Raw genomic sequence first — 21,068 nt, 5'->3', positions numbered from 1 at the left:
TGCCGCCCGTCTTTTTATCCGCGCTATCCGCAAATGACCGTCGTGCCGATCCCCGGGCGAAGTAACCGCTCAACCGCGCCGCGCCACCAGTTCCGATACCGTCTGCGCAGCCTGCTGCAACGGCCCGAGGAACTCCTTCACCATCTGCTTCGCGGTATGCCGCTGCGCGTTGCCGCTGATGTTCATCGCGGCGATGATCTGCCCGCGCCGGTTGCGGATCGGCGCGGACAGCGACATCAGCCCCACTTCGAGTTCCTGGTCGACCACGGCCCAGCCCTGCTGGCGCGCCTGCGCGATCGCCGCCTTCAGCTCGCCGAGGTCGGTGATCGTGCGCGGCGTATGCGCGCGGATGCCGCTCTGCGCGAGCGTGTCGTCGAGCGCCGCGTCGTCGAGCGCGGACAGCAGCACGCGGCCCATCGACGTGCAGTACGCGGGCAGCCGGCTGCCGATCGACAGGTTGATCGTCATGATCTTGCGGGTCGGCACGCGCAGCACGTAGACGATCTCGGTGCGGTCGAGCACCGCGGCCGAGCAGCTTTCGTGGATCTGCGCGGACAACTGCTCCATCACCGGATCGGCGAGATTCCAGAACGGCATCGATGTGAGATACGCGAAGCCGAGCTCGAGGATCTTCGGCGTGAGCCGGAACAGCCGGCCGTCGGCCTCGACGTAGCCGAGCGTCTGCAGCGTGAGCAGGATCCGGCGCGCGCCCGCGCGCGTGAGGCCGGTGGCCGACGCGACCTCGGTGAGCGTCTGCTCCGGGCGTGCCGCGTCGAACGCGCGGATCACCGCGAGGCCGCGTGCGAACGACTGCACATAGGAGTCGCCGGGTTTCGTCTGAATATCGTCGGTTGTCATGAGCGCCTGGAATGTCGTGCAGCCGAGAAGATAGCGCATGGGGCCTGACACGCCAACCACCCGGCGGACTGTGCCCTTGACAGGTCGTCCCTGCACTCCCTATGATGCGTTGAACGTTCGATACACGATCTTATGTTCGTATATAGAACATTTAAGCGCATCCCGGCGGGCAATGCAAGGGGCGCGCCCTGTTCATTTCCCAGCCTTTCACGGGACCGGAGACACTGATGACCGAAGCTTTTCTGTGTGATGCGATCCGTACGCCGATCGGGCGTTACGGCGGTGCACTGTCCGGCGTGCGCGCCGACGATCTGGGCGCGGTGCCGCTCAAGGCGCTCGTCGAGCGCAACCGCGACGTCGACTGGACGGCGATCGACGACGTGATCTACGGCTGCGCGAACCAGGCCGGCGAGGACAACCGCAACGTCGCGCGCATGTCCGCGCTGCTCGCCGGTTTGCCGGAAGGCGTGCCGGGTTCGACGATCAATCGCCTGTGCGGTTCCGGGATGGACGCGGTCGGCGTGGCCGCGCGTGCGATCAAGTCGGGCGAAGCCGCGCTGATGGTCGCCGGCGGCGTCGAGAGCATGACGCGCGCGCCGTTCGTGATGGGCAAGGCCGCGAGCGCGTTCGCGCGGCAGGCCGACATCTACGATACGACGATCGGCTGGCGCTTCGTCAATCCGTTGATGAAACAGCTGCACGGTGTCGATTCGATGCCGGAAACCGCCGAGAACGTCGCGGTCGATTACAACGTCAGCCGCGCGGATCAGGATCTGTTCGCGCTGCGCAGCCAGCAGAAGGCCGCGCGGGCGCAGCAGGACGGTACGCTGGCCGAAGAAATCGTGTCGGTCACGATTGCGCAGAAGAAGGGCGATCCGGTGGTCGTGTCGCGCGACGAGCATCCGCGCGAGACGTCGCTCGAAACGCTCGCGAAGCTGAAGGGCGTCGTGCGCCCGGACGGCTCGGTGACGGCCGGCAACGCGTCGGGCGTGAACGACGGCGCCGCCGCGCTGCTGCTCGCGAACGAGGAAACCGCGAAGCGCTTCGGCCTGACGCCGCGCGCCCGCGTGCTCGGGATCGCGACGGCCGGCGTCGCGCCGCGCGTAATGGGCATCGGCCCCGCGCCGGCCACGCAGAAGCTGCTCGCGCGGCTCGGGATGACGATCGACCAGTTCGACGTGATCGAGCTGAACGAGGCGTTCGCGTCTCAGGGCCTCGCGGTGCTGCGCATGCTCGGCGTCGCCGACGACGATCCGCGCGTGAACCCGAACGGCGGCGCAATCGCGCTCGGCCACCCGCTCGGCGCATCGGGTGCGCGCCTCGTGACGACCGCGATGTACCAGTTGCATCGCACGAACGGCCGTTTTGCGCTGTGCACGATGTGCATCGGCGTCGGCCAGGGCATCGCGATCGCGATCGAACGCGTCTGAGCGGCGTGATGCGGTGAAGCGGCGGATACGCGCCGCTTTGCCGCTGCGCTGTGTCCGCCACGATGGGCGGCACGAGGTGTCTCGTGCCGCCCATCGTCGTTAACCGGCCAGCGACAGTTGCCTGAGGCGCGCGTCGTTATCCGCGTGCCGGGCCGTCAGGCCGTCGGCCCTTCCAGGTGAATGTCCTCGGGTTCGAGCGCATAAAGCTCCGGATCGGGCGCCGTGCTGACCGTGAAGCCGAGCCGCAGGTAGAAGTCGATCGTGCGCTGCGACGGCGTGGCCGACACGTACAGGCGCTCGGCGCCCATCGCGCGCGCCTGCGCGCGGGCCGCGCGGTAGAGCTGTTCGCCGAGCCCACAGCCGCGCCAGTCGTGGCTCACGTGCAGGAACTTCAGCTGCAGCATGTCGCGTTGCGGGCCGAGCGGCCGGCTGTCGACGATCGCTGCCGCGACGAGCCGTGTGCCGTCGAACCTGCCGAGAAACCAGCCGCCGCGGTCGTGGCAGTCGAGCAGGATCGGCGTGTAGTGATCGGCTTCGCCGTCGGGCCAGCCGGCCACGTCGTAGAACTCGGGCACGAGATGCAGCGCGCCGTCGCGCAGCACGTACAGGTGTTCGATGATTTCGCGCCGGTCGATGGTCCACACGAGCGGCACGTCGTCGCGCGCAAGCGGGCGGGCCGACAGCGCGTCGCGGTCGGCGGCGGTGCGGCGCGTCATGCGGCCACCCGGTGTGCAGCGAGCGCGATCATCAACGGCAGGTGTGGCATACCGTCGGGCGGCGCCATCCGGTGGCCGTCCAGTTCACGCTTTTCCGGGAACCGCGTGGCGCCGCCATTGCGGAAAAACGCGGCCGGATCGCCTTGATGGCTGCCATGCGCGACCGTCGCCGTATTCCGGGACAGTCGATTCAGTTCATGCAATGCCTTTTTCATCGAATTCAGGTGGAATGGATCAGGATAGGCCAATCGTTTCGCCGCACGCAACGGCTGCGGGCATTGTCGATGCCGTGTGGTACTTCGTGACAGGCAGATAAACGCGCGCGGCGATTATCGCCGGATTACTTGATCGAAATCATGGTAATGGCCGAATTGCCTATTTCATGCGCAACGGAATTAAGGTTTTCCGGTGAATTGCCGACAGTAAGGACGAGAGTGTCGTAAAGCGATCAACCGTTTTTCGGCTACTGAGCGCAATTTCAGCGCGGCGCGGACGACAGATCCGCCTTTCGGAGCCTTGCATGCGCAACAACCAGCCCGTTACCCAACAGGAATTCGATTTTCCCGACGACGTCACGCTGATGTCGACGACCGATGCCGACAGCATCATCACCTACGCGAACACGACGTTCGCGCAGGTGAGCGGCTTCTCGAACGAGGAGCTCGTCGGCCAGCCGCACAACGTGGTGCGGCATCCGGACATGCCGAAGGAGGCGTTCGCCGACATGTGGGCGACGCTGCGGCGCGGCGAGCCGTGGACTGCGCTCGTGAAGAACCGCCGCAAGAACGGCGATCACTACTGGGTGCGCGCGAACGCGATTCCGGTGATGCGCAACGGCGCGCCGCAAGGCTATATGTCGGTGCGCACGAAGGCGCCGCACGACGAGAGCCAGGCCGCGGACGCGCTGTATCGCGCGTTTCGCGAAGGCAAGGCCGGCCAGCGCCGGTTCCACAAAGGGCTCGTCATCCGCACCGGACTGCTGCGGATCGCATCGCTGTCGCAGACGATGTCGGTGCGTGCGCGCGTTCATGCGGCGCTGTGCGTGCTGGCGCCGGCCGTCGTCGGCACGGGCTGGGCTTGCGGGCTCACCGGCGGCGGGCTCGCCGCGTTTGCCGGCGTGACGGTTGGCGTGGCGGCCGCGGCCGGCTGGTGGCTCGATGCGCAGATCGTGCAACCGCTGAAGCGGCTGCATGAACAGGCGCTGAACGTCGCGACCGGCGAGAGCCGCAGCGGCGTGCGGATGAATCGCGTCGACGAGATCGGCATGACGCTGCGCACGCTCAACCAGCTCGGGCTGATGTTCCGCTGGCTCGTCGACGACGTCAGCGAACAGGTGCACAACGTGCAGCGTGCGAGCAACGAGATCGCGCAGGGCAACAGCGACCTGAGCGCGCGCACCGAACAGGCCGCCTCGAGCGTGCAGCAGACGGCCGCGTCGATGGCGGAAATGACGGCGACCGTATCGAGCAATGCGGAGACGGCGTTGCAGGCGAATCAGCTGTCGGTGTCCGCGAGCGATGCGGCCGAGCGCGGCGGGCAGGCGGTGAGCGAGGTCGTCACGACGATGAGCGAGATCACCGACAGCTCGCGCAGGATTGCCGACATCATCGGCGTGATCGACGGCATCGCGTTCCAGACCAACATCCTCGCGCTGAATGCGGCGGTCGAGGCCGCGCGTGCCGGCGAACAGGGGCGCGGCTTCGCGGTGGTGGCCGGCGAAGTGCGCGCGCTCGCGCAGCGCAGCGCGAACGCGGCGAAGGAGATCAAGACGCTGATCGGCGCGAGTGTCGAGCGGGTCGAGTCGGGCGCGCGGATCGTCGACGGTGCGGGGAAGACGATGGAGGACATCGTCACGCAGGTGAAGCGCGTGTCGGACCTGATTGCCGAGATCAGCTCGTCGACGGCCGAGCAGAGCACGGGCGTCGAGCAGGTCGACCAGGCGGTCGTGCATCTGGACAACATCACGCAGCAGAACGCGGCGCTCGTCGAACAGAGCACGGCGGCATCGGAAAGCCTGAAGCAGCAAGCGACGCGGCTCGTGGATGCGGTGAACGTGTTCAGGTGATGGTTGCAAGAGTGCGCGACGTGCGGGTTCGATCGATGAATGCCGGATGTCGCGCACAGCGCTTATTCAGATTTGCGGGTTCAATCGAATGGCGACGAATGAGAAATATTCGTATTCCAGATTTTGTCGTTGCGCATTAAATCGCACCGAAATCATGGTGCGCAATGGTCAGACGAATCGCCGGCAAACCGTTGCCCGGAAAGGCATTTCGTTTTATCCGTGAACAAATTATTCGGCAAAAACAAGATGATGCATATTTAATGAATATTTACCCGAATACGGCATAATGTTTTCGGCGAATTTGCCGAAAGCGCAGGAGCCGACTCACGCGCATGCGAATCGATCGCCATGCGCGGGGTCTCGAATCAATCGACGAGCGGACGCAAGATCCGTCACCCGGAGCTCCACACCATGCGCAACAACCAGCCTGTCACGCAACGCGAATTCGAATTTGCCGATGATGCGACGCTGATGTCGACGACCGATGCCGACAGCTATATCACGTACGCGAACGCGGCATTCATCCAGGTCAGCGGCTTTTCGCCCGAGGAGATCGAAGGCCAGCCGCACAACGTGGTGCGTCACCCGGACATGCCGAAGGAAGCGTTCGCCGACATGTGGGCGACGCTCAAGGGCGGCGAGCCGTGGACCGCACTCGTAAAGAATCGCCGCAAGAACGGCGATCACTACTGGGTGCGCGCGAACGCGATTCCGGTGATGCGCAACGGGCAGCCGAAGGGTTACATGTCGGTGCGCACGAAGGCGACGCGCGACGAGATCGCGGCCGCCGAGGCGCTATATCGCGATTTCCGCGAAGGCAAGGCCGGCAGCCGCCGGTTCCACAAGGGATTGATCGTCCGCACGGGCGCGATGCGCGTCGCATCGCTGTTCCAGACGATGTCGGTGCGGGCCCGGCTGGTGTCGACGCTGTGCGTGCTGGCGCCGGCGGTCGTCGGCGCCGGCTGGGCGGGCGGGTTGACCGGCGGGGCGCTCGCGGCGTTTGCCGGTGCGGCGGTCGGCGTGACGGCGGCCGCCGGGCTGTGGCTCGACGCGCAGATCGTGCGGCCGCTCCGGCAGTTGCGCGACGAGGCGTTGCGCGTGGCGACCGGCGAGAGCCGCAGCGGTGTGCGGATGAACCGTGTCGACGAGATCGGCATGACGCTGCGCACGCTCAACCAGCTCGGGCTGATGTTCCGCTGGCTCGTCGACGACGTCAGCGAACAGGTGCTGAACGTGCAGCGCGCGAGCAACGAGATCGCGCAAGGCAACAACGACCTGAGCGCGCGCACCGAGCAGGCGTCGACGAGCGTGCAGCAGACGGCCGCGTCGATGGCCGAGATGACGGCGACCGTGTCGAGCAATGCGGAAACGGCGCTGCAGGCGAACCAGTTGTCCGTTTCCGCGAGCGAGGCGGCCGGGCGCGGCGGGCAGGCGGTGAACGAAGTCGTCGCGACGATGAACGACATCACCGACAGCTCGCGCAAGATCGCGGACATCATCGGCGTGATCGACGGTATCGCGTTCCAGACCAACATCCTCGCGCTGAATGCGGCCGTCGAGGCGGCGCGCGCGGGCGATCAGGGGCGCGGTTTCGCGGTGGTGGCCGGCGAAGTGCGCGCGCTCGCGCAGCGCAGCGCGAACGCGGCGAAGGAGATCAAGATGCTGATCGGCGCGAGCGTCGAACGGGTCGAGTCGGGCGCGCGGATCGTCGATGGTGCGGGGAAGACGATGGAAGATATCGTCACGCAGGTGAAGCGTGTGTCGGATCTCATTGCCGAGATCAGCTCGTCGACGGCCGAGCAGAGCACGGGCGTCACGCAGGTCGACCAGGCGGTCGTGCATCTGGACAACATTACGCAGCAGAACGCGGCGCTGGTCGAACAGAGCACGGCGGCGTCGGAAAGCCTGAAGCAGCAGGCGACGCGGTTGGTCGAGGCGGTGAACGTGTTTCGCTGATCGCGGTGAGCGGGTGATGCGGAATGCGGCCCGCATTGCGCGGGCCGACGTGAGGGGCTGCTACGTCATCGCACCTTGGGTATGGGATTCAGGTTCGGGCAACAGTGGTCCGGGCATCCTGGACTGACGTTCACTTCGACGCGTCGCCCGGATTGATCGAACACGTCCGGTTTGAAAATTTTCCCCGTCAAGGCGCTTTTCTCGCCACGGATCGAATGCTGATCCAGGATGGCCATCACGCTTTCCGCTCGTTGCGTTGCAAGCTGTTGCGCGTCGCGTTCGGTTTGTTCGGCCAGACCGATCAACCATACCGTGTCAATGATCGGAAAGCGTTTGTGCATGTCGGTCGACCATGCCGACAGCCTCGACAGTTCAGTCGGAGAAATCGCGCTCGAATCGGCATCGAAAACAATATCGATGTAATGAGCGGGCATGTTCGACGCGCCGTCACAGGCGAACGCCGCATGTGCACAGCTCAATGCGAGCACGGCGGTGGTCAGGAATTTGATCACTGTCGATATCGTACCCGCGACGCTGTTGGCATTTTGGAATGAGAACACCGCATACGTGGGCGCTTCGTGATCAGCGATTGATGAGCTTGCTGTGTGGCGTCACGCGAGGGTCATCACACATCCATGCGCAGCTACCTTTACATATCGGCGTAAATTCCACGATTATCTGATTGGTTTTTATTGTTCCATCTGGTCGTCGTGTAATCATTTCATCGGTAAATGTCTTTTTTTCGATAAGGATGTGATCGGGGTTGATGCCAAGTTGTTGTAAATATTCTTTTGCGTTTTCTCCTCGCATATTTTTCAGTTTTTCGATGTTATTCTCGTAAGCGAAGGCGCCCGCAATTATTATTGCTTGAATTTCGACATTCGGCCATTTTTTTGCCTCGATAACGCTATTGGCTATTGTCACTCTGTCTGAATTGGAAAGTGTGGTCGTGTTGAATGGAAGTTGCAACCGCGCTTCCTCGCCTATCGTGCATGGCACCGCTATGTCCGGTAGCATTGACAACAGCGTGAGTGCGCAGACTGCAACGCTGGATTTAATGGATTTTCTTTTGATCATTCGATTGTCTTGTCAAGGGTTGCTATGTATCCGGTAATGCTGTCTGCATTGTTAATGGAAAGGGTTGGATTGTTCATCGCAAAAATTCTCATTCCTGATTCGCTGTTTCCATACATGGCGTCGTCTGAATCGAATGTGTCGGTGAAATGGGTGCATTCGTGAATTAACACCTTTATCTGTGCCTCATGATACAGCTCGCCAAACGGGTCGCTGCAAAATGACGAGTAGATCGCAATGATTCGTTTATGGGAGTCGGGCTTGCAAACGGCGGCGCGGTTTTGGCCGCTGTCAGGTACGACTGCGCAAGATAGATTCCTGCTGGTCTCGCTGTCCCATCGAACAATTTTCTCTGGCACTAACTCTCGCATCGCGGCGCGCAATCGTGGAAGACCAGCCGACAACCTGTCGTGAATCTGCGCGTTAGCACGTCCGAAATAGGTGGTGACGCGCGCTTGTTCGCCCGCGTCCCATCGTACTAGCGCTGCAATGCGATCATCAATCAGACGGACGGCTTCATCGCGAGCGCGCATCACGATCTTTCTGAACTCTTCGTTGCTCATGTTCGGGCATATCGGCTTCGTGTTGATATCGACATACACCTTGGAACCGGGCCTTGTGTTCGTCATGGCCGTATCGTGTACCAGCACGTAGTCGTCGTCAGGATTCGGCATTTCTGTTCCTCGTAATCTCGAACTTGATCGATTCCGCATATGCGGATGTGACGCGTTGCGTGTGGCCTGTTGCGTCAGTCACGCCGGTGAATATCTTTCCGGATGACAGGCGAATCCGATAGCCGACATTCGCGAGCGGTCGCCCGCTATCTGCCTCGCGCAACACGTACTGTTCGTCATGGATGCGGGATACGGGGGCATATCGCGCGGGCGTGAATGCGGAAAGCGCGGTTAATGCGGTGGCCGCATTGCGACTGCCATCGTCCTCGTAAAAAACCGTGCAATCGCTGCCGGACATTAGAAGGTTTTGTCCGCACGGACAGAGTACCGCGTCGCCCTCTAAAGCCATACATCGCTCGTGCGATATCACGCGTACCGCGCTGGCAGCTATCGGGAACGTTCCCTCGCAATTTCCACACGTCGCTTTGTCACCGTTGACGGCAATGGTTCTGCCGTTGCTAAACATGTTCGACGAACCACTGATGACGATTCCGCCTGTCGTTGTGGAGTCGCCGATCCTGACTGCTCGTCGGCCCATGACTATCTCCTCAATCGAAGTTGGTAAAGACCCAACTCGCTGACTCCGGGTCATAAATTGCGTATTGATCGATATTTGCATCTTCAACTTCGATGGTCGGCGGCATGCGGGCCAATGCTTCGGCCTCTGCATCGGCTATCTGCTCGGTGGTCCACGCATGCATCGAGTCCAGTGTCGTCCCGAACGCGGATAACCCCGCACGCAGATAAGCTGTTTGGATTTGCTCGATCACTTCATCCGCGAAGCGGATCGTGAAATGGTCACGCCGAACGATTGGCACATCAAACGACGAAGCGAAGTAGACCATCAAGGGATGCCCCGCATCGGAAACGATCAGACGTCCCCCGGTCGCCCCGTACGCATAGTTCAAGGCGACAAGTAGTCGACCATGCTGTTCCATGAAATGACGGGTATCGACTTGTCGAAAATCGATCGGCCAAACGTGGTCATCCTCGCGTGCGAGCGTTCTCGAGCCTATGACCGCATCAAGTGGGGAGAGGTAGGTGCAAATGAACGGATCGTGCGTGCAAATCATTTTCATGTTGCCGCTATACGTCGGATCGATCGAGTCGGGCGCATCGGTCGGTGGCGTGTGTAGCTGCTGCACCATCGCGTAAAGCCGGATCGATGAGTGAAGAAAGTAGGGGCAATCGGCATGCTCTTCTTCTTTCATGAAGTCGGACATCTTCTGTATGGACGAGCCATAGACAGTGATCGGTAATATTTTCTTTGTCTATAGAACGAGTACGATTTTTATTTCGTAATCCGACTTAAATAGGGATTTTGAAACGATCAGCAAAGCCGAAGGAAGGGTGAGCGAGCAGAGTGTGGCAGCATCGGTCCAGTCTGAGGCGGCAGGCGACGTGGCTGGTGGATGAGTTGGGCGTGTTTCGGTGAGCGCATAAAGAGTCGACGCAGGTGTGGCGAGGAAGTCGCCCGCCCACGCGTCACGACAGTAGCTGCTGACGTGTGTCGGGGCTCCACCGGCTGCAATGGTGCCAACGTGCGCTGACTCCATGCACACCGGGCCGTCGGGTGAAGGGTTCATGCGCGAGCAAACCTGATCGAGGCGGAGCGCTCAATCTAGTGGCTTGCAGCGAAATGGGAATGAGACTTGAACGAAATACGTGCGCGATATGAGGTATCGACGAATACAGCGTCGAATCGCGTGCGTAGAGTGCGGAGACATCGCGCGTATCAAGGTGACGCGGGCGCGACGGAGAGGGGGGCCGGCCCGCGTCGGGCCACCCGGTTCCGGCCGGGCGGCCAGGGCCCGCCGCCGAAGCGGCAGGCCCCGAACCGTCAGACGGCGAGGCAGAGGTACTTGATCACGACGTAGTCGTCGATGCCGTAGTGCGAGCCTTCGCGGCCGAGGCCCGACTGCTTGACCCCGCCGAACGGCGCGACTTCGTTCGAGATCAGGCCCGTGTTCACGCCGACCATCCCATATTCGAGCGCTTCGGCCACCTTCCACACGCGGCCGATGTCGCGGCTGTAGAAGTACGCGGCGAGGCCGAACTCGGTGTCGTTCGCGAGGCGGATCACCTCGTCGTCGCTGCCGAACTTGAACAGCGGCGCGAGCGGCCCGAACGTCTCTTCCTTCGCGACCTTCATCGCCGGCGTGACACCCGTCAGCACGGTCGGCTCGAAGAAGCCGTGGCCGAGCGCGTGGCGCTTGCCGCCCGTCACGACGGTCGCGCCCTTCGCGAGCGCGTCCTCGATGTGCGCCTCGACCTTCAGCACGGCCGCTTCGTTGATCAGCGGACCCTGCGTGACGCCCGGCTCCGTGCCGCGGCCGACCTTCAGCTCGCCGACCGCCGCCGCGAGCTTCTGCGCGAACTGGTCGTACACGGCTTCGTGCACGTAGAAGCGGTTCGTGCACACGCACGTCTGGCCGCTGTTGCGGTACTTGGACGCGATCGCGCCCTGCACGGCCGCATCGAGATCGGCGTCGTCGAACACGATGAACGGCGCGTTGCCGCCGAGCTCCAGCGACACCTTCTTCACCGTCGCCGCGCATTGCGCCATCAGCAGGCGGCCGACCGGCGTCGAGCCCGTGAACGACAGCTTGCGCACGATCGGGTTCGACGTCAGCTCGCCGCCGATCGCCTTCGGGTCGCCCGTGACGACGCTGAACACGCCGGCCGGCACGCCCGCGCGCTCGGCCAGCACGGCCATCGCGAGCGCGGAGAACGGCGTCGCTTCCGCCGGCTTCACGACGATCGGGCAGCCTGCCGCGAGCGCCGGGCCGACCTTGCGGGTGATCATCGCCGCCGGGAAATTCCACGGCGTGATCGCCGCGCACACGCCGATCGCTTCCTTCGTCACGACGATGCGCTTGTCGCTCGCCGGCGTCGGGATCGTGTCGCCGTACACGCGCTTGCCTTCTTCCGCGAACCACTCGAGGAACGACGCCGCGTAGCCGATCTCGCCCTTCGCTTCGGCCAGCGACTTGCCCTGCTCGGTCGTCAGGATCAGCGCGAGGTCATCGGCGTTCTCCATCATCAGGTCGTGCCACTTGCGCAGGATGACCGCGCGTTCCTTCGCGGTCTTCTTGCGCCACGCCGGCCATGCGGCGTTCGCGGCGTCGATCGCGTGACGCGTTTCCGCCGCGCCCATCGCCGGCACGGTGCCGAGCAGGCCGCCGGTGGCCGGGTTGCGGACGTCGAACGTCTCGCCGTTCGTGGCGCCTTGCCATTCGCCGTTGACGTACGCCTGCTGGCGGAACAGCGACGGATCTTTCAGTGCCAGGGTTTCCTGAACAGTGCTCATATGAATCACCTGCTTTGAAAAGGACGGATGAAAACGGCCGCCGCCGTCTTCACGACGGCGGCGGCGCATTCAGTTGAAGCGGACGGGCACTCAGGCCGGCACGCCGACCGTTTCCTTCAGCACTTCCTCGAGGATCACCAGCGCTTCGTCGAACACGGCTTGCGTGATCGTCAGCGGGAACAGGAAGCGCACGACGTTCGAGTACACGCCGCACACGAGCAGCAGCAGGCCGCGCTCGAGCGCACGCGTCTGCACGCGCTTCGTGAATTCGGCATCCGGCTCGCCCGAACCCGGCTTCAGGAACTCGACCGCGATCATCGCGCCCGGGCCGCGCACGTCGGCGATCTGCGGCACGTCGGCCTGCAGCGAGGTCAGCTTCGCCTTCAGCACGTCGCCGAGTTGCGTGGCGCGGTCGCACAGCTTCTCTTCGTCGATGATCTCGAGCACCGCGTGCGCCGATGCGACGGCCAGCGGGTTGCCCGCGTAGGTGCCGCCGAGGCCGCCGGGCGCGGCCGCATCCATCACGTCCGCACGGCCGACGACGCCCGACAGCGGCATGCCGCCGGCGAGGCTCTTCGCCATCGTGATCAGGTCGGCCAGCACGTCGTAGTGCTGCATCGCGAACAGCTTGCCGGTGCGCGCGAAGCCCGTCTGCACTTCGTCGGCGATCAGCAGGATGCCGTGTTCGTTACAGATCTTGCGCAGCGCGCGCACGAATTCGGCCGGCGCTGGGTAGAAACCGCCTTCGCCCTGGACCGGTTCGAAGATGATCGCGGCGACGCGCTTCGGATCGATGTCGGCCTTGAACAGCATCTCGATCGCCTTGATCGAGTCGGCCGTCGTCACGCCGTGCAGCGCGTTCGGGTACGGCGCGTGGAACACGTCGCCCGGGAACGGGCCGAAGTTCAGCTTGTACGGGGCGACCTTGCCGGTCAGCGCCATGCCCATCATCGTGCGGCCGTGGAAGCCGCCCGAGAATGCGATCACGCCCGGACGGCCGGTCGCGGCGCGCGCGATCTTGATCGCATTCTCGACGGCTTCGGCGCCGGTCGTGAAGAACGCGGTCTTCTTCGGGAAGTCGCCCGGCGCGCGTGCGTTGATCTTTTCCGCCAGCTCGACGTACGACGCGTACGGGACGATCTGGTAAGCGGTGTGCGTGAAGCTGTTCAGCTGATCCGCGATCGCCTTGACGATCTTCGGGTGGCGGTGGCCCGTGTTCAGCACCGCGATGCCGGCGGCGAAATCGATGAAGCGGCGGCCTTCGACATCCCACAGCTCCGCGTTCTCGGCGCGGGCTGCGTAGAAATCGCACATCACGCCGACGCCGCGCGGGGTGGCGGCGTTCTTGCGGGCCTGCAGGTCGGCATTCTTCACGGTCATCTCCTTGATGTTCTGTCCGGTGGGTAGGAAATCGGGCGCCTGGGCAGCCCATGGAGGCGACTATAATCACATTTGGCTCTGGCAATCAGAGCCATTTCAATAAATATTCAGGAGCCAATCATGCGCGCGAGCGTGTTGTCGGACTGGCTCGCGCAGCGCCTCGTGCGCGGCGGCGAACAGCCGATCTACCGGCAGCTTCATCGGCTGCTGCAACAGGCGATCCTGTCGCGTGAACTGCCGGCCGGCACGCGCGTGCCGTCGTCACGGCTGCTGGCCGCCGAGCTCGGGATCGCCCGCAACACGGTCACGCAGGTTTACGAACAGCTTGCGCTCGAAGGCTATGTGCACTCGGCGACGGGCCGCGGCACGTTCGTCGCCGACAGCGCGCCGGACGAGATCGTCGGCGTGCCGCCCGACGCGGCCGCAGGCCCGGCGGTGGTGCCCTCATCCGCGCGGCGGCTGTCGGCGCGCGGCACGCGGCTCGTCGAAGGCGCGGGCGTGTCGAAGCGCCAGGGCGGCGCGTTCATGCCGGGCGTGCCCGATGTGTCACGATTTCCGGCGCGCGTGTGGACGCGGCTGCACAACAAGTACTGGCGGCGCCTGCGCCCCGACCTGCTGACCTACGCGCCCGGCGGCGGGCTCGCACTGCTGCGCGAGGCGCTGGCCGACTATCTGCGCACGTCGCGTTCGGTGCGCTGCACGCCCGAGCAGATCGTGATCACGACCGGCATCCACCAGTCGATCGACCTCGCGGTGCGGTTGCTGACCGATCCGGGCGACGCGATCTGGACCGAGGATCCGTGCTACTGGGGCGTGCGCAGCGTGCTGAACGTGTCGGGGCTGACCACGCGGCCGATTCCGGTCGACGACGAAGGCATCGCGCCGTCGGCCGCCGATCTCGCCGAGCCGCCGAAGCTGATGCTCGTCACGCCGTCGCACCAGTATCCGCTCGGGATGGTGATGAGCCTCGCGCGGCGGCGGATGCTGCTCGAATACGCGCGCCAGCACGGCTGCTGGATCATCGAGGACGACTACGACAGCGAATTCCGCTATGGCAGCCGGCCGCTCGCGTCGCTGCAGGGCCTCGACACGGCCGGGCAGGTGATCTACGTCGGCAGTTTCGGCAAGACGCTGTTTCCGGGGCTGCGGGTCGGCTACCTGGTCGCGCCGGAGCCGCTCGCGGAAAGCTTCGCGACCGCGAGCGCCGAGCTGTATCGCGAAGGGCAGTTGCTGCAGCAGGCCGTACTCGCCGAATTCATCGCGGAAGGGCATTTCGTGTCGCATATCCGCAAGATGCGCACGCTGTACGGACAACGCCGCGAGGTGCTGCTCGAGGCGGTCGCGCGCCGCTACGGCGATACGCTGAGCGCGCTCGGCAGCGACGCGGGGCTGCATCTCGTCACGCAGTTGCCGGAGGGCGTCGACGATCGCGCGGTCGCGCAGGCCGCGCTCGAACGCAACATCGTCGTGCGGCCGCTGTCCGGGTATTATGCGGACCGCTCGCGGGCTGCGTCGGGCTTGCTGCTCGGCTATGCGTGCGTGCCGGAAGACGAGATCGCGACAGCGTTCGCGACGCTCGCCGAAGCGATCGACGAGCGGGCGTTCGGCGGGGCCGTTGCGCTGGCTTGACGTGTAAGTACGGCAATATCGACTCGTTGCGATTCCGTCAAAGACTGGTCGAGGCTCAATTCTCTCCGCGACGTGGAGAGCGTATCGGGCGCGCTCGCGCGGAATTGTCGATAATAGAACGTTGTTATTTACCGGATGCCGACGATGACCGAAGCCACCCAAGCCCAGCCTGCCGTTCCGCGCCTCACGAGCCTGTCGCACGGGGGCGGCTGCGGCTGCAAGATCGCGCCGGGCGTGCTGTCCGAGCTGCTCAAGCGCGCGACGCCGCCCGCGCTGTTCCCGGACCTGCTGGTCGGCACCGAAACCTCCGACGACGCGGCCGTCTACCGGCTCAACGACGAGCAGGCGATCGTCGCGACCACCGATTTCTTCATGCCGATCGTCGACGATCCATTCGACTTCGGCCGCATCGCGGCGACCAACGCGCTGTCCGACGTCTATGCGATGGGCGGCAAGCCGATCCTCGCGCTTGCGCTGGTCGGCATGCCGATCAACGTGCTGCCGCACGAGACGATCGCGGCCGTGCTGCGCGGCGGCGAATCGGTGTGCGCGGATGCCGGCATTCCGGTCGCGGGCGGCCATTCGATCGATTCGGTCGAGCCGATCTACGGGCTCGCGGCGATCGGCGTCGTGCATCCGTCGCGCGTGAAGCGCAACGCGGCCGCGCGGGCGGGCGACGTGCTCGTGCTCGGCAAGCCGCTCGGCGTCGGCGTGCTGTCGGCCGCGCTGAAGAAGAACCAGCTCGATGCCGACGGTTACGCGCAAATGGTCGCGACGACCACCAAGCTGAACCGGCCGGGCGCCGAGCTTGCCGCGCTGCCGGGCGTGCATGCGCTGACCGACGTCACGGGCTTCGGGCTGCTCGGCCATACGCTCGAACTGGCGCGCGGCGCGCAGCTCACCGCGCGCGTGCACTATGCGTCGCTGCCGTGGCTCGCGGGCGTCGAGACGTTCGTTGCCGATGGCGTGTTCACCGGCGCGTCGGGCCGCAACTGGGCCGCGTACGGCAACGATGTACGGCTCGCCGACGGGCTGCCGCCCGTCGCGCAGGCGCTGCTGACCGATCCGCAGACGTCGGGCGGGCTGCTGGTCGCGTGTGCGCCCGAGACCGTCGATGAAGTGCTCGCCTGCTTCCGCGCCGACGGTTTCGACCGCGCGGCCGTGATCGGCGAGATGGTGGACGGGCCCGCACGCGTGGACGTCGCCTGACGCGATTTTTCTCACGCTGGCGTGCCGTCGGTCGATAGAATCGATGCCTTCCGTTGAAGGCATCGACGACCGATGAATGACTTCCTGTTCGGGCTGATGATCGCGCTGTCGGTCGGGCCCGTCGCGCTGATGATCGCGAACTACGGCATGCGTGCCGGCACCGCGACCGGCGTGCGCGCGGCGATCGGCGTGGCCGCTGCCGACGGCTGCTATGCGATCGTGGCCTTCACGATCGGCGCGATGCTCACGAGCACGCTCGCGTCGCATCTGTCGCTGTTCCGCATGGTCGGTGCGTTCGTGCTGCTTGCAATGGGCGCGCGAATGCTGTGGCTGGCGCTGCGTGACCGGCGCCGCACGCTCGACGGCGACGTAGCGACGCCGCCGGGCGATCGCCCGTTCATGTCGATGTTCTTCGTCACGCTCGCGAACCCGCTGACCATCCTGCTGTTCTACGGCTATGCGACCGCTGCCGCCGGTGCGCACCGGCACTGGCTGCTCGGCGCCGCGTGCGTGTTTGCGGGCAGCCTCGCGGGGCAACTCGTGTTCGCGTTCGGCGGCAGCGCGATCGGGCGCTTCGTGAAATCGCCGGGGTGGCTCGCCGCGAGCCATGTGGTCGCCGCACTCGTCGTGGTCGGTTACGGCGTCGCGGGGCTGATGCGCGTGTAGCGCGGCGAGAAGCGGCCGACGTCGCAGATGGCGGCGAACCCGATAGCATTCCTGATGTTTGCAAGGCGGAGACGCGTGCGCGATTTTCCGTCACGCAACACGCATCCGTTCGCACGAAACAACCGCCGTCGTTTCGTAGTCGGGTTCCGCATCGCGCACGCCCGTTCTATACTCGTCGCGCAGTCTCCGACAGCCGTTCTCACCCAACATCATCGAAACAAGGAACGCCGATGCTGACTCGCTCCATTCTTTCCGCCGCTGCATTCTCGCTTGCCGCCTGTGCGACCGCGCCGTCGATCGCGCAGGACAACCAGGGCAACGCAGCATTCGCCGAGACCGGCTCGCATGGCCGCCCGGTCAAGGTCATGATCATCACGATGTTCGGGCCGGAGGGCCAGGCGTGGCTCGACCGGCTCGGCCCGTGGCGCGACATTACCGTGCCCGGCCTGTCGCCCGACTATCCGGCCGTCCACTGCAACAAGCAGGACGTGTGCGTGGTCACGACCGGCATGGGCTACGCGAACGCGTCGGCGACGATCATGGCGCTCACGTTCTCGCAACGCTTCGATCTGCGCCGCACGTATTTCCTGGTCTCGGGCATCGCGGGCGTCAACCCCGCGCAAGGCACGGTCGGCTCTGCCGCGTGGTCGAAATACCTCGTCGATTTCAGCCTGCAGTGGGAGCTCGATGCGCGCGAGATTCCGGCCGGCTGGAACACCGGCTATCTCGGCATCAATACGAAGAGCCCGAACGACAAGCCGCCGCTCGACTATCGCACCGAAGTGTTCCAGCTCAACCCGCAGCTGACCGACGCCGCCTACGCGCTGTCGCGCAACGTCGTGCTGGCAGACAGCGCACAGGCGCAGGCCGCGCGTGCGAAGTTCACGTATGCGCCGGCGAACCGGCCGCCGACGGTGATCCAGTGCGATACGTCGTCGGGCAATACGTGGTTCTCGGGCACGCTGATCGGCGAGCGCGCGCGCCAGTGGACCAAGATCCTGACGGACGGCAAGGGCACCTACTGCATGACCGCGCAGGAAGACAACGCGACATATGAAGCGCTCAAGCGCGCGGCGAGCGTGAAGCGGGTCGACCTGTCGCGCGTTGCCGTGCTGCGCACGGGGTCCGATTTCGATCGGCCGTACGCGGGGCAGACGAGCGCCGACAACCTGCTGAACTACGCGGACCAGGGCGGTTTCGCACCGGCGACCGAAAACCTGTACCGCGCGGGCAATCCGCTGGTGCAGGACATCGTCACGCACTGGGGCGAATGGCGTGACGGTGTGCCGCGCCGTTGAGCTGACGGCAAGACGCGCGGGCGTAATCCGAGCCCGCGCGTGGAGTCGGGCTCCGGGCGACTCATGGTCGCCCGGAGTGATCGGACCCGCGGGCAGATGATCGGGCGCCATGCTTTACGGCTGAGGCAGTGGTGCGAGCTTGAGTTCGATTCGTGTGTATTCAGGTCCCAACAACTGGATGATCCTGGTCTGACCTTGCTCGTCCGTCATGCCGACATACTGCATTGCGCTGGTGCTGATCCGATAGCAGACGTGCGCCAACGGCTTCTTGTGCTCATTTCGCAGAAACAAGGTTTGATTTCGTGTGCGTTCAGTCCAGCGTTCAGTTGTCACGAAGCGTGCGAGTGTCGGTTCCCGGCTGTCGCCGCACGTAAATCGAGCGGAGTCGAGCCGAGGCCCCGGCGTGTCCGGTGTCAGCGCATAGCTGACCACGCCCGATGTGCTCGGGGAGTTGCAGAGGCTCTGACACCCGGCAGGCGGGCATTTTGGAACGAACTGAACCCACAGCTGTTTTGCATCGTCACGATCGAGCTTGCCGTTCGTGCGCGAGATGACCCGCTCGCTGACGTAGACGTCGTCGGGCGCCATGCCGAGTTGCACAAGAAAGGACTTCATCTGCGTGCCGCGTTGGCGAGCCAGTTGCATGGGCCGGTTTTCCCAGTCGTAGGCCGCCGCGTCGACCGATGCCATCGTGCCTTCGAGCGTCCACTCCTTGGCGGTCAGGTAGTGTCTGACGACGGAGAGCCTTTCAGCGTTGCTGATTTCGATTGAGTTCAGCGGCAATTGCATGCTGTCGGTCAGCATGATCTTGCACGCATCGGCCTGTATCGGAAGGGTGAGGAGGGCGATCAGTATCGCGGAGAAAGCACGTCGCATGAATTTCTCCGATCTACCGCGCCAGAATGAACCAGGCGATGTTGTCCGCATTGTTGATGGCTTTATCCGGGTAACGTCTTGCGAACTGAACACAAGCCGAGCGCCCGTACGCCCCCGAATGATCGTCTGCGTTGAATGTATCCGCGAAGTGCGCGCATTCGTGCACGATCGTCAGTTGCTGCGACGAGAGATTACCGGCCGATCGCTCGGGCAGTGAGCAAAAAGGGAGATTGATGGCGATGGTATGGGTAGACGTGTCCGGGCGACAGACGTGCGCGACTTCTGCGCCACGATGACTTATGTTCGGCAGACATCCCGTGGCGCGATCGGCCTCGGAATCGATGCGGACGAAGTTTCGCGGGCCAAGCGCCCCCATCACGCTGACGAGGGCGCCCAGTCCCCGGATCAGCTTGCGCGTCGTATCGATACTCGCTGAACCGAACCATTCGATGACCCGTGCTTCCGTGGCGGGACTCCATCGCATCAAATCCCGGCGGCGCTGCTCGGTGATCGCAACTGCTTCGTCTCGCAATTCGAGCATCCGCTTCCTGAACGTCGAATCCGTCATGTTTGGACATATTGGCGGTCCGTCGAGCGATACGCTGAATTCTTGTGATGCTGTCATCGGTGCGCTCCATATGGGCATCGTTGGGAGTCCCGATGCTAGACATATGAAGCCGACCAGCCATGCGTCAAATTTCAGGTGACGAGGCGAGTGAGTGTGGGGAAACGTGAATGGACGACGCGCAAGACCCCTGTTTCTTTCGGAGAAGAGGGATCGTTCGCGGGCTCGACCGGCATGAGCGGGACGGTCGGGGCGGGCCTGGACATGCGATTTGCGTTCGCCGGACCCCGAAGGATGGCGGCGAACGCGATCTGACAGACGAATCTGTCCGTGTCAATTGATGTATCCAGCGTGCGGCCGACTCGGCTGGGCGGATTTTCCTCGGATAACGTCACGAATCGTGTCACTTCGACGTGCACTCAATGACGATATCCATTGCCTGTCGCTCCCCGGCGACCGAAAACCTGTACCGCGCGGGCAATCCGCTGGTGCAGGACATCGTCACGCACTGGGGCGAATGGCGCGACGGTGTGCCGCGCCGTTGACGGCCGGACGACGATTCAGCCGGCGGTCAGTGCGATTGCGGGGCCGAACGGAACGGCGTCCACACCGGCGTGGTGTCGTCCCAATGATCGAGCGGCGAAGGAAGTTGATCGTTCATCATGTGCTCCTGCAACTAACTGACTCAGCGAGTCGTCGACAAGGTGATTCGAGACGCCGCGCACGGGGCAATCCGCTGCGCGGCGTTGCGCGTTTACCGGCCCCCGCCGGCAAGCTGGTTACCTTCCGGCATCGGGCGATACGGGCCTTGTGCGAGTTCGAGCCCTTGCGGATACGAAGTCGCCTTGCGCAGGTACGCGAGCGTGCCGTCCTTGCGTGCCTGCTCGACTTCCGCGCTCACTTCGGCGCGCGTACGCGGGCCGTTGTGTTGCGAGTACCACGACGTGTTGCCGTAGTCGCCGGCGTGCGGGGTGCCCGAATCGGCGAAGGCCGGTGCGGACACGGCAAGTGTGAGAGCAAGGGCCGAGAGAAGATGGCGGCGGTTCATGGCGTCACTCCTAGAGATGTCGGAGCTGGCGCCTGAGCGCTGACTCCGGTCCCGCGCGGCGGGATCTGTTCGATGCGCAACGAGGTGCGCGACAGGGTTTACTCTAGGTGTCCGTTCCGGCGCGATAAATGCGGCTGCCGCGAATTGAATTGTCGCCGTACAGGAACAATTGGAATCCGCACGCGCAGTGAGGGCATCCGCACAGCCTTGCCCGGCGGCGCCGACAGCGGGATACAGCGGGTCGGACGGCGCGCGCCGCGACGATCGGTGCGCATGCAGCAACAGTCCATTGCGTACGGTGTCAGGATGCCGCT

General features: G+C 64.3%; 20 protein-coding genes and 1 pseudogene. 8 read left to right on the top strand and 13 right to left on the bottom strand.

Translation table 11 applies throughout. The features are described from left to right. Window positions 1-69: 69 nt before the first annotated feature. Entirely contained in the window at window positions 70-858 is a 789-nt protein-coding gene (locus tag HWW87_RS31210; RefSeq protein WP_174385707.1) for an IclR family transcriptional regulator, read from the bottom strand. Between the two features lie 227 nt (window positions 859-1,085). Between HWW87_RS31210 and pcaF the strand changes: the two genes are divergently transcribed. Beyond that, window positions 1,086-2,288, top strand: a complete 1,203-nt coding sequence (gene pcaF, locus HWW87_RS31205) for a 3-oxoadipyl-CoA thiolase (RefSeq protein ID WP_175823527.1) — start codon at window positions 1,086-1,088, stop codon at window positions 2,286-2,288. Window positions 2,289-2,443: 155 nt separating this feature from the next. Here pcaF and HWW87_RS31200 read toward each other — a convergent pair whose 3' ends face one another. Both HWW87_RS31200 and HWW87_RS31195 read right to left on the bottom strand, forming a co-directional pair. Beyond that, complete coding sequence (locus HWW87_RS31200) at window positions 2,444-3,004, bottom strand: GNAT family N-acetyltransferase (RefSeq protein ID WP_175823526.1); 561 nt, start codon at window positions 3,002-3,004, stop codon at window positions 2,444-2,446. Between the two features lie 74 nt (window positions 3,005-3,078). Beyond that, window positions 3,079-3,219 (bottom strand): annotated as a pseudogene (locus HWW87_RS31195) (SAM-dependent methyltransferase); the annotation flags it as partial. Between the two features lie 305 nt (window positions 3,220-3,524). Between HWW87_RS31195 and HWW87_RS31190 the strand changes: the two are divergent. Beyond that, window positions 3,525-5,069 carry a PAS domain-containing methyl-accepting chemotaxis protein gene (locus HWW87_RS31190; RefSeq protein ID WP_175823525.1) on the top strand — a complete coding sequence of 515 codons (1,545 nt, stop codon included), beginning with the start codon at window positions 3,525-3,527 and terminating at the stop codon, window positions 5,067-5,069. Window positions 5,070-5,480: 411 nt separating this feature from the next. After that, a complete protein-coding gene (locus HWW87_RS31185; RefSeq protein WP_175823524.1) occupies window positions 5,481-7,025 on the top strand; it encodes a PAS domain-containing methyl-accepting chemotaxis protein in 1,545 nt (514 codons plus the stop codon). Between the two features lie 65 nt (window positions 7,026-7,090). On the opposite strand, the gene HWW87_RS31180 is transcribed toward HWW87_RS31185, so the two are convergent. The 7 genes from HWW87_RS31180 to HWW87_RS31150 form a co-directional block, all read right to left on the bottom strand. After that, a complete protein-coding gene (locus tag HWW87_RS31180) occupies window positions 7,091-7,537 on the bottom strand; it encodes a hypothetical protein (protein WP_175823523.1) in 447 nt (148 codons plus the stop codon). 70 nt (window positions 7,538-7,607) lie between these two features. After that, window positions 7,608-8,102, bottom strand: coding sequence for a hypothetical protein (locus tag HWW87_RS31175; protein WP_175823522.1), 495 nt, complete (start codon window positions 8,100-8,102; stop codon window positions 7,608-7,610). Next, complete coding sequence (locus tag HWW87_RS31170) at window positions 8,099-8,773, bottom strand: M35 family metallo-endopeptidase (protein ID WP_175823521.1); 675 nt, start codon at window positions 8,771-8,773, stop codon at window positions 8,099-8,101. Before HWW87_RS31170 ends, HWW87_RS31175 begins: the two co-directional genes overlap by 4 nt. Beyond that, window positions 8,760-9,311, bottom strand: coding sequence for a PAAR domain-containing protein (locus tag HWW87_RS31165; protein WP_175823520.1), 552 nt, complete (start codon window positions 9,309-9,311; stop codon window positions 8,760-8,762). The genes HWW87_RS31170 and HWW87_RS31165 overlap by 14 nt, the downstream gene beginning before the upstream one ends. 10 nt (window positions 9,312-9,321) lie before the next feature. Continuing rightward, complete coding sequence (locus HWW87_RS31160) at window positions 9,322-9,984, bottom strand: hypothetical protein (RefSeq protein ID WP_244107371.1); 663 nt, start codon at window positions 9,982-9,984, stop codon at window positions 9,322-9,324. A 629-nt stretch (window positions 9,985-10,613) separates the two neighbouring features. Next, window positions 10,614-12,083 (bottom strand): NADP-dependent succinate-semialdehyde dehydrogenase, encoded by a 1,470-nt coding sequence (gene gabD / locus HWW87_RS31155; protein ID WP_175823519.1) that lies wholly within the window; start codon window positions 12,081-12,083, stop codon window positions 10,614-10,616. 90 nt (window positions 12,084-12,173) lie between these two features. Next, a complete protein-coding gene (locus HWW87_RS31150; RefSeq protein ID WP_175823518.1) occupies window positions 12,174-13,463 on the bottom strand; it encodes a 4-aminobutyrate--2-oxoglutarate transaminase in 1,290 nt (429 codons plus the stop codon). A gap of 120 nt (window positions 13,464-13,583) precedes the next feature. Between HWW87_RS31150 and HWW87_RS31145 the strand changes: the two genes are divergently transcribed. The 4 genes from HWW87_RS31145 to HWW87_RS31130 all read left to right on the top strand — a co-directional run bounded on the left by HWW87_RS31145 (window position 13,584) and on the right by HWW87_RS31130 (window position 18,265). Next, window positions 13,584-15,092, top strand: a complete 1,509-nt coding sequence (locus tag HWW87_RS31145) for a PLP-dependent aminotransferase family protein (RefSeq protein WP_175823517.1) — start codon at window positions 13,584-13,586, stop codon at window positions 15,090-15,092. Between the two features lie 144 nt (window positions 15,093-15,236). Then, window positions 15,237-16,301 carry a selenide, water dikinase SelD gene (selD, locus tag HWW87_RS31140; RefSeq protein ID WP_175823516.1) on the top strand — a complete coding sequence of 355 codons (1,065 nt, stop codon included), beginning with the start codon at window positions 15,237-15,239 and terminating at the stop codon, window positions 16,299-16,301. A 72-nt stretch (window positions 16,302-16,373) separates the two neighbouring features. Beyond that, window positions 16,374-16,967 carry a LysE family transporter gene (locus HWW87_RS31135; RefSeq protein WP_175823515.1) on the top strand — a complete coding sequence of 198 codons (594 nt, stop codon included), beginning with the start codon at window positions 16,374-16,376 and terminating at the stop codon, window positions 16,965-16,967. A 230-nt stretch (window positions 16,968-17,197) separates the two neighbouring features. Continuing rightward, window positions 17,198-18,265, top strand: a complete 1,068-nt coding sequence (locus tag HWW87_RS31130) for a purine nucleoside permease (protein ID WP_175823514.1) — start codon at window positions 17,198-17,200, stop codon at window positions 18,263-18,265. A gap of 114 nt (window positions 18,266-18,379) precedes the next feature. Here the strand turns inward: HWW87_RS31130 and HWW87_RS31125 are convergent, their stop codons facing one another. After that, a complete protein-coding gene (locus tag HWW87_RS31125; protein ID WP_175823513.1) occupies window positions 18,380-19,141 on the bottom strand; it encodes a hypothetical protein in 762 nt (253 codons plus the stop codon). Between the two features lie 13 nt (window positions 19,142-19,154). Then, complete coding sequence (locus tag HWW87_RS31120; RefSeq protein WP_244107370.1) at window positions 19,155-19,766, bottom strand: M35 family metallo-endopeptidase; 612 nt, start codon at window positions 19,764-19,766, stop codon at window positions 19,155-19,157. 362 nt (window positions 19,767-20,128) lie between these two features. Here HWW87_RS31120 and HWW87_RS31115 point away from each other — a divergent pair, with 362 nt between their 5' ends. Next, window positions 20,129-20,251 carry a hypothetical protein gene (locus HWW87_RS31115; protein ID WP_175823511.1) on the top strand — a complete coding sequence of 41 codons (123 nt, stop codon included), beginning with the start codon at window positions 20,129-20,131 and terminating at the stop codon, window positions 20,249-20,251. A 209-nt stretch (window positions 20,252-20,460) separates the two neighbouring features. On the opposite strand, the gene HWW87_RS31110 is transcribed toward HWW87_RS31115, so the two are convergent. Next, window positions 20,461-20,754: a DUF4148 domain-containing protein gene (locus HWW87_RS31110; protein ID WP_027781548.1), complete on the bottom strand. Its 294-nt coding sequence runs from the start codon at window positions 20,752-20,754 to the stop codon at window positions 20,461-20,463. Between the last annotated feature and the right edge of the window lie 314 nt (window positions 20,755-21,068).

Source organism: Burkholderia sp. BCC0419 (genome assembly GCF_902830285.1).
Taxonomy (GTDB): Bacteria; Pseudomonadota; Gammaproteobacteria; order Burkholderiales; family Burkholderiaceae; genus Burkholderia.
This window is presented reverse-complemented; position numbering and strand designations above follow the sequence as displayed.

What these genes read in the sequence shown, in the direction of transcription:
- HWW87_RS31210 (WP_174385707.1), bottom strand. Translation starts at nt 858, where the DNA reads ATGACAACCGACGATATTCAGACGAAACCCGGCGACTCCTATGTGCAG.
- pcaF (WP_175823527.1), top strand. Translation starts at nt 1,086, where the DNA reads ATGACCGAAGCTTTTCTGTGTGATGCGATCCGTACGCCGATCGGGCGT.
- HWW87_RS31200 (WP_175823526.1), bottom strand. Translation starts at nt 3,004, where the DNA reads ATGACGCGCCGCACCGCCGCCGACCGCGACGCGCTGTCGGCCCGCCCG.
- HWW87_RS31190 (WP_175823525.1), top strand. Translation starts at nt 3,525, where the DNA reads ATGCGCAACAACCAGCCCGTTACCCAACAGGAATTCGATTTTCCCGAC.
- HWW87_RS31185 (WP_175823524.1), top strand. Translation starts at nt 5,481, where the DNA reads ATGCGCAACAACCAGCCTGTCACGCAACGCGAATTCGAATTTGCCGAT.
- HWW87_RS31175 (WP_175823522.1), bottom strand. Translation starts at nt 8,102, where the DNA reads ATGATCAAAAGAAAATCCATTAAATCCAGCGTTGCAGTCTGCGCACTC.
- HWW87_RS31170 (WP_175823521.1), bottom strand. Translation starts at nt 8,773, where the DNA reads ATGCCGAATCCTGACGACGACTACGTGCTGGTACACGATACGGCCATG.
- HWW87_RS31165 (WP_175823520.1), bottom strand. Translation starts at nt 9,311, where the DNA reads ATGGGCCGACGAGCAGTCAGGATCGGCGACTCCACAACGACAGGCGGA.
- HWW87_RS31160 (WP_244107371.1), bottom strand. Translation starts at nt 9,984, where the DNA reads ATGAAAGAAGAAGAGCATGCCGATTGCCCCTACTTTCTTCACTCATCG.
- gabD (WP_175823519.1), bottom strand. Translation starts at nt 12,083, where the DNA reads ATGAGCACTGTTCAGGAAACCCTGGCACTGAAAGATCCGTCGCTGTTC.
- HWW87_RS31150 (WP_175823518.1), bottom strand. Translation starts at nt 13,463, where the DNA reads ATGACCGTGAAGAATGCCGACCTGCAGGCCCGCAAGAACGCCGCCACC.
- HWW87_RS31145 (WP_175823517.1), top strand. Translation starts at nt 13,584, where the DNA reads ATGCGCGCGAGCGTGTTGTCGGACTGGCTCGCGCAGCGCCTCGTGCGC.
- selD (WP_175823516.1), top strand. Translation starts at nt 15,237, where the DNA reads ATGACCGAAGCCACCCAAGCCCAGCCTGCCGTTCCGCGCCTCACGAGC.
- HWW87_RS31135 (WP_175823515.1), top strand. Translation starts at nt 16,374, where the DNA reads ATGAATGACTTCCTGTTCGGGCTGATGATCGCGCTGTCGGTCGGGCCC.
- HWW87_RS31130 (WP_175823514.1), top strand. Translation starts at nt 17,198, where the DNA reads ATGCTGACTCGCTCCATTCTTTCCGCCGCTGCATTCTCGCTTGCCGCC.
- HWW87_RS31125 (WP_175823513.1), bottom strand. Translation starts at nt 19,141, where the DNA reads ATGCGACGTGCTTTCTCCGCGATACTGATCGCCCTCCTCACCCTTCCG.
- HWW87_RS31120 (WP_244107370.1), bottom strand. Translation starts at nt 19,766, where the DNA reads ATGACAGCATCACAAGAATTCAGCGTATCGCTCGACGGACCGCCAATA.
- HWW87_RS31115 (WP_175823511.1), top strand. Translation starts at nt 20,129, where the DNA reads ATGACGATATCCATTGCCTGTCGCTCCCCGGCGACCGAAAACCTGTAC.
- HWW87_RS31110 (WP_027781548.1), bottom strand. Translation starts at nt 20,754, where the DNA reads ATGAACCGCCGCCATCTTCTCTCGGCCCTTGCTCTCACACTTGCCGTG.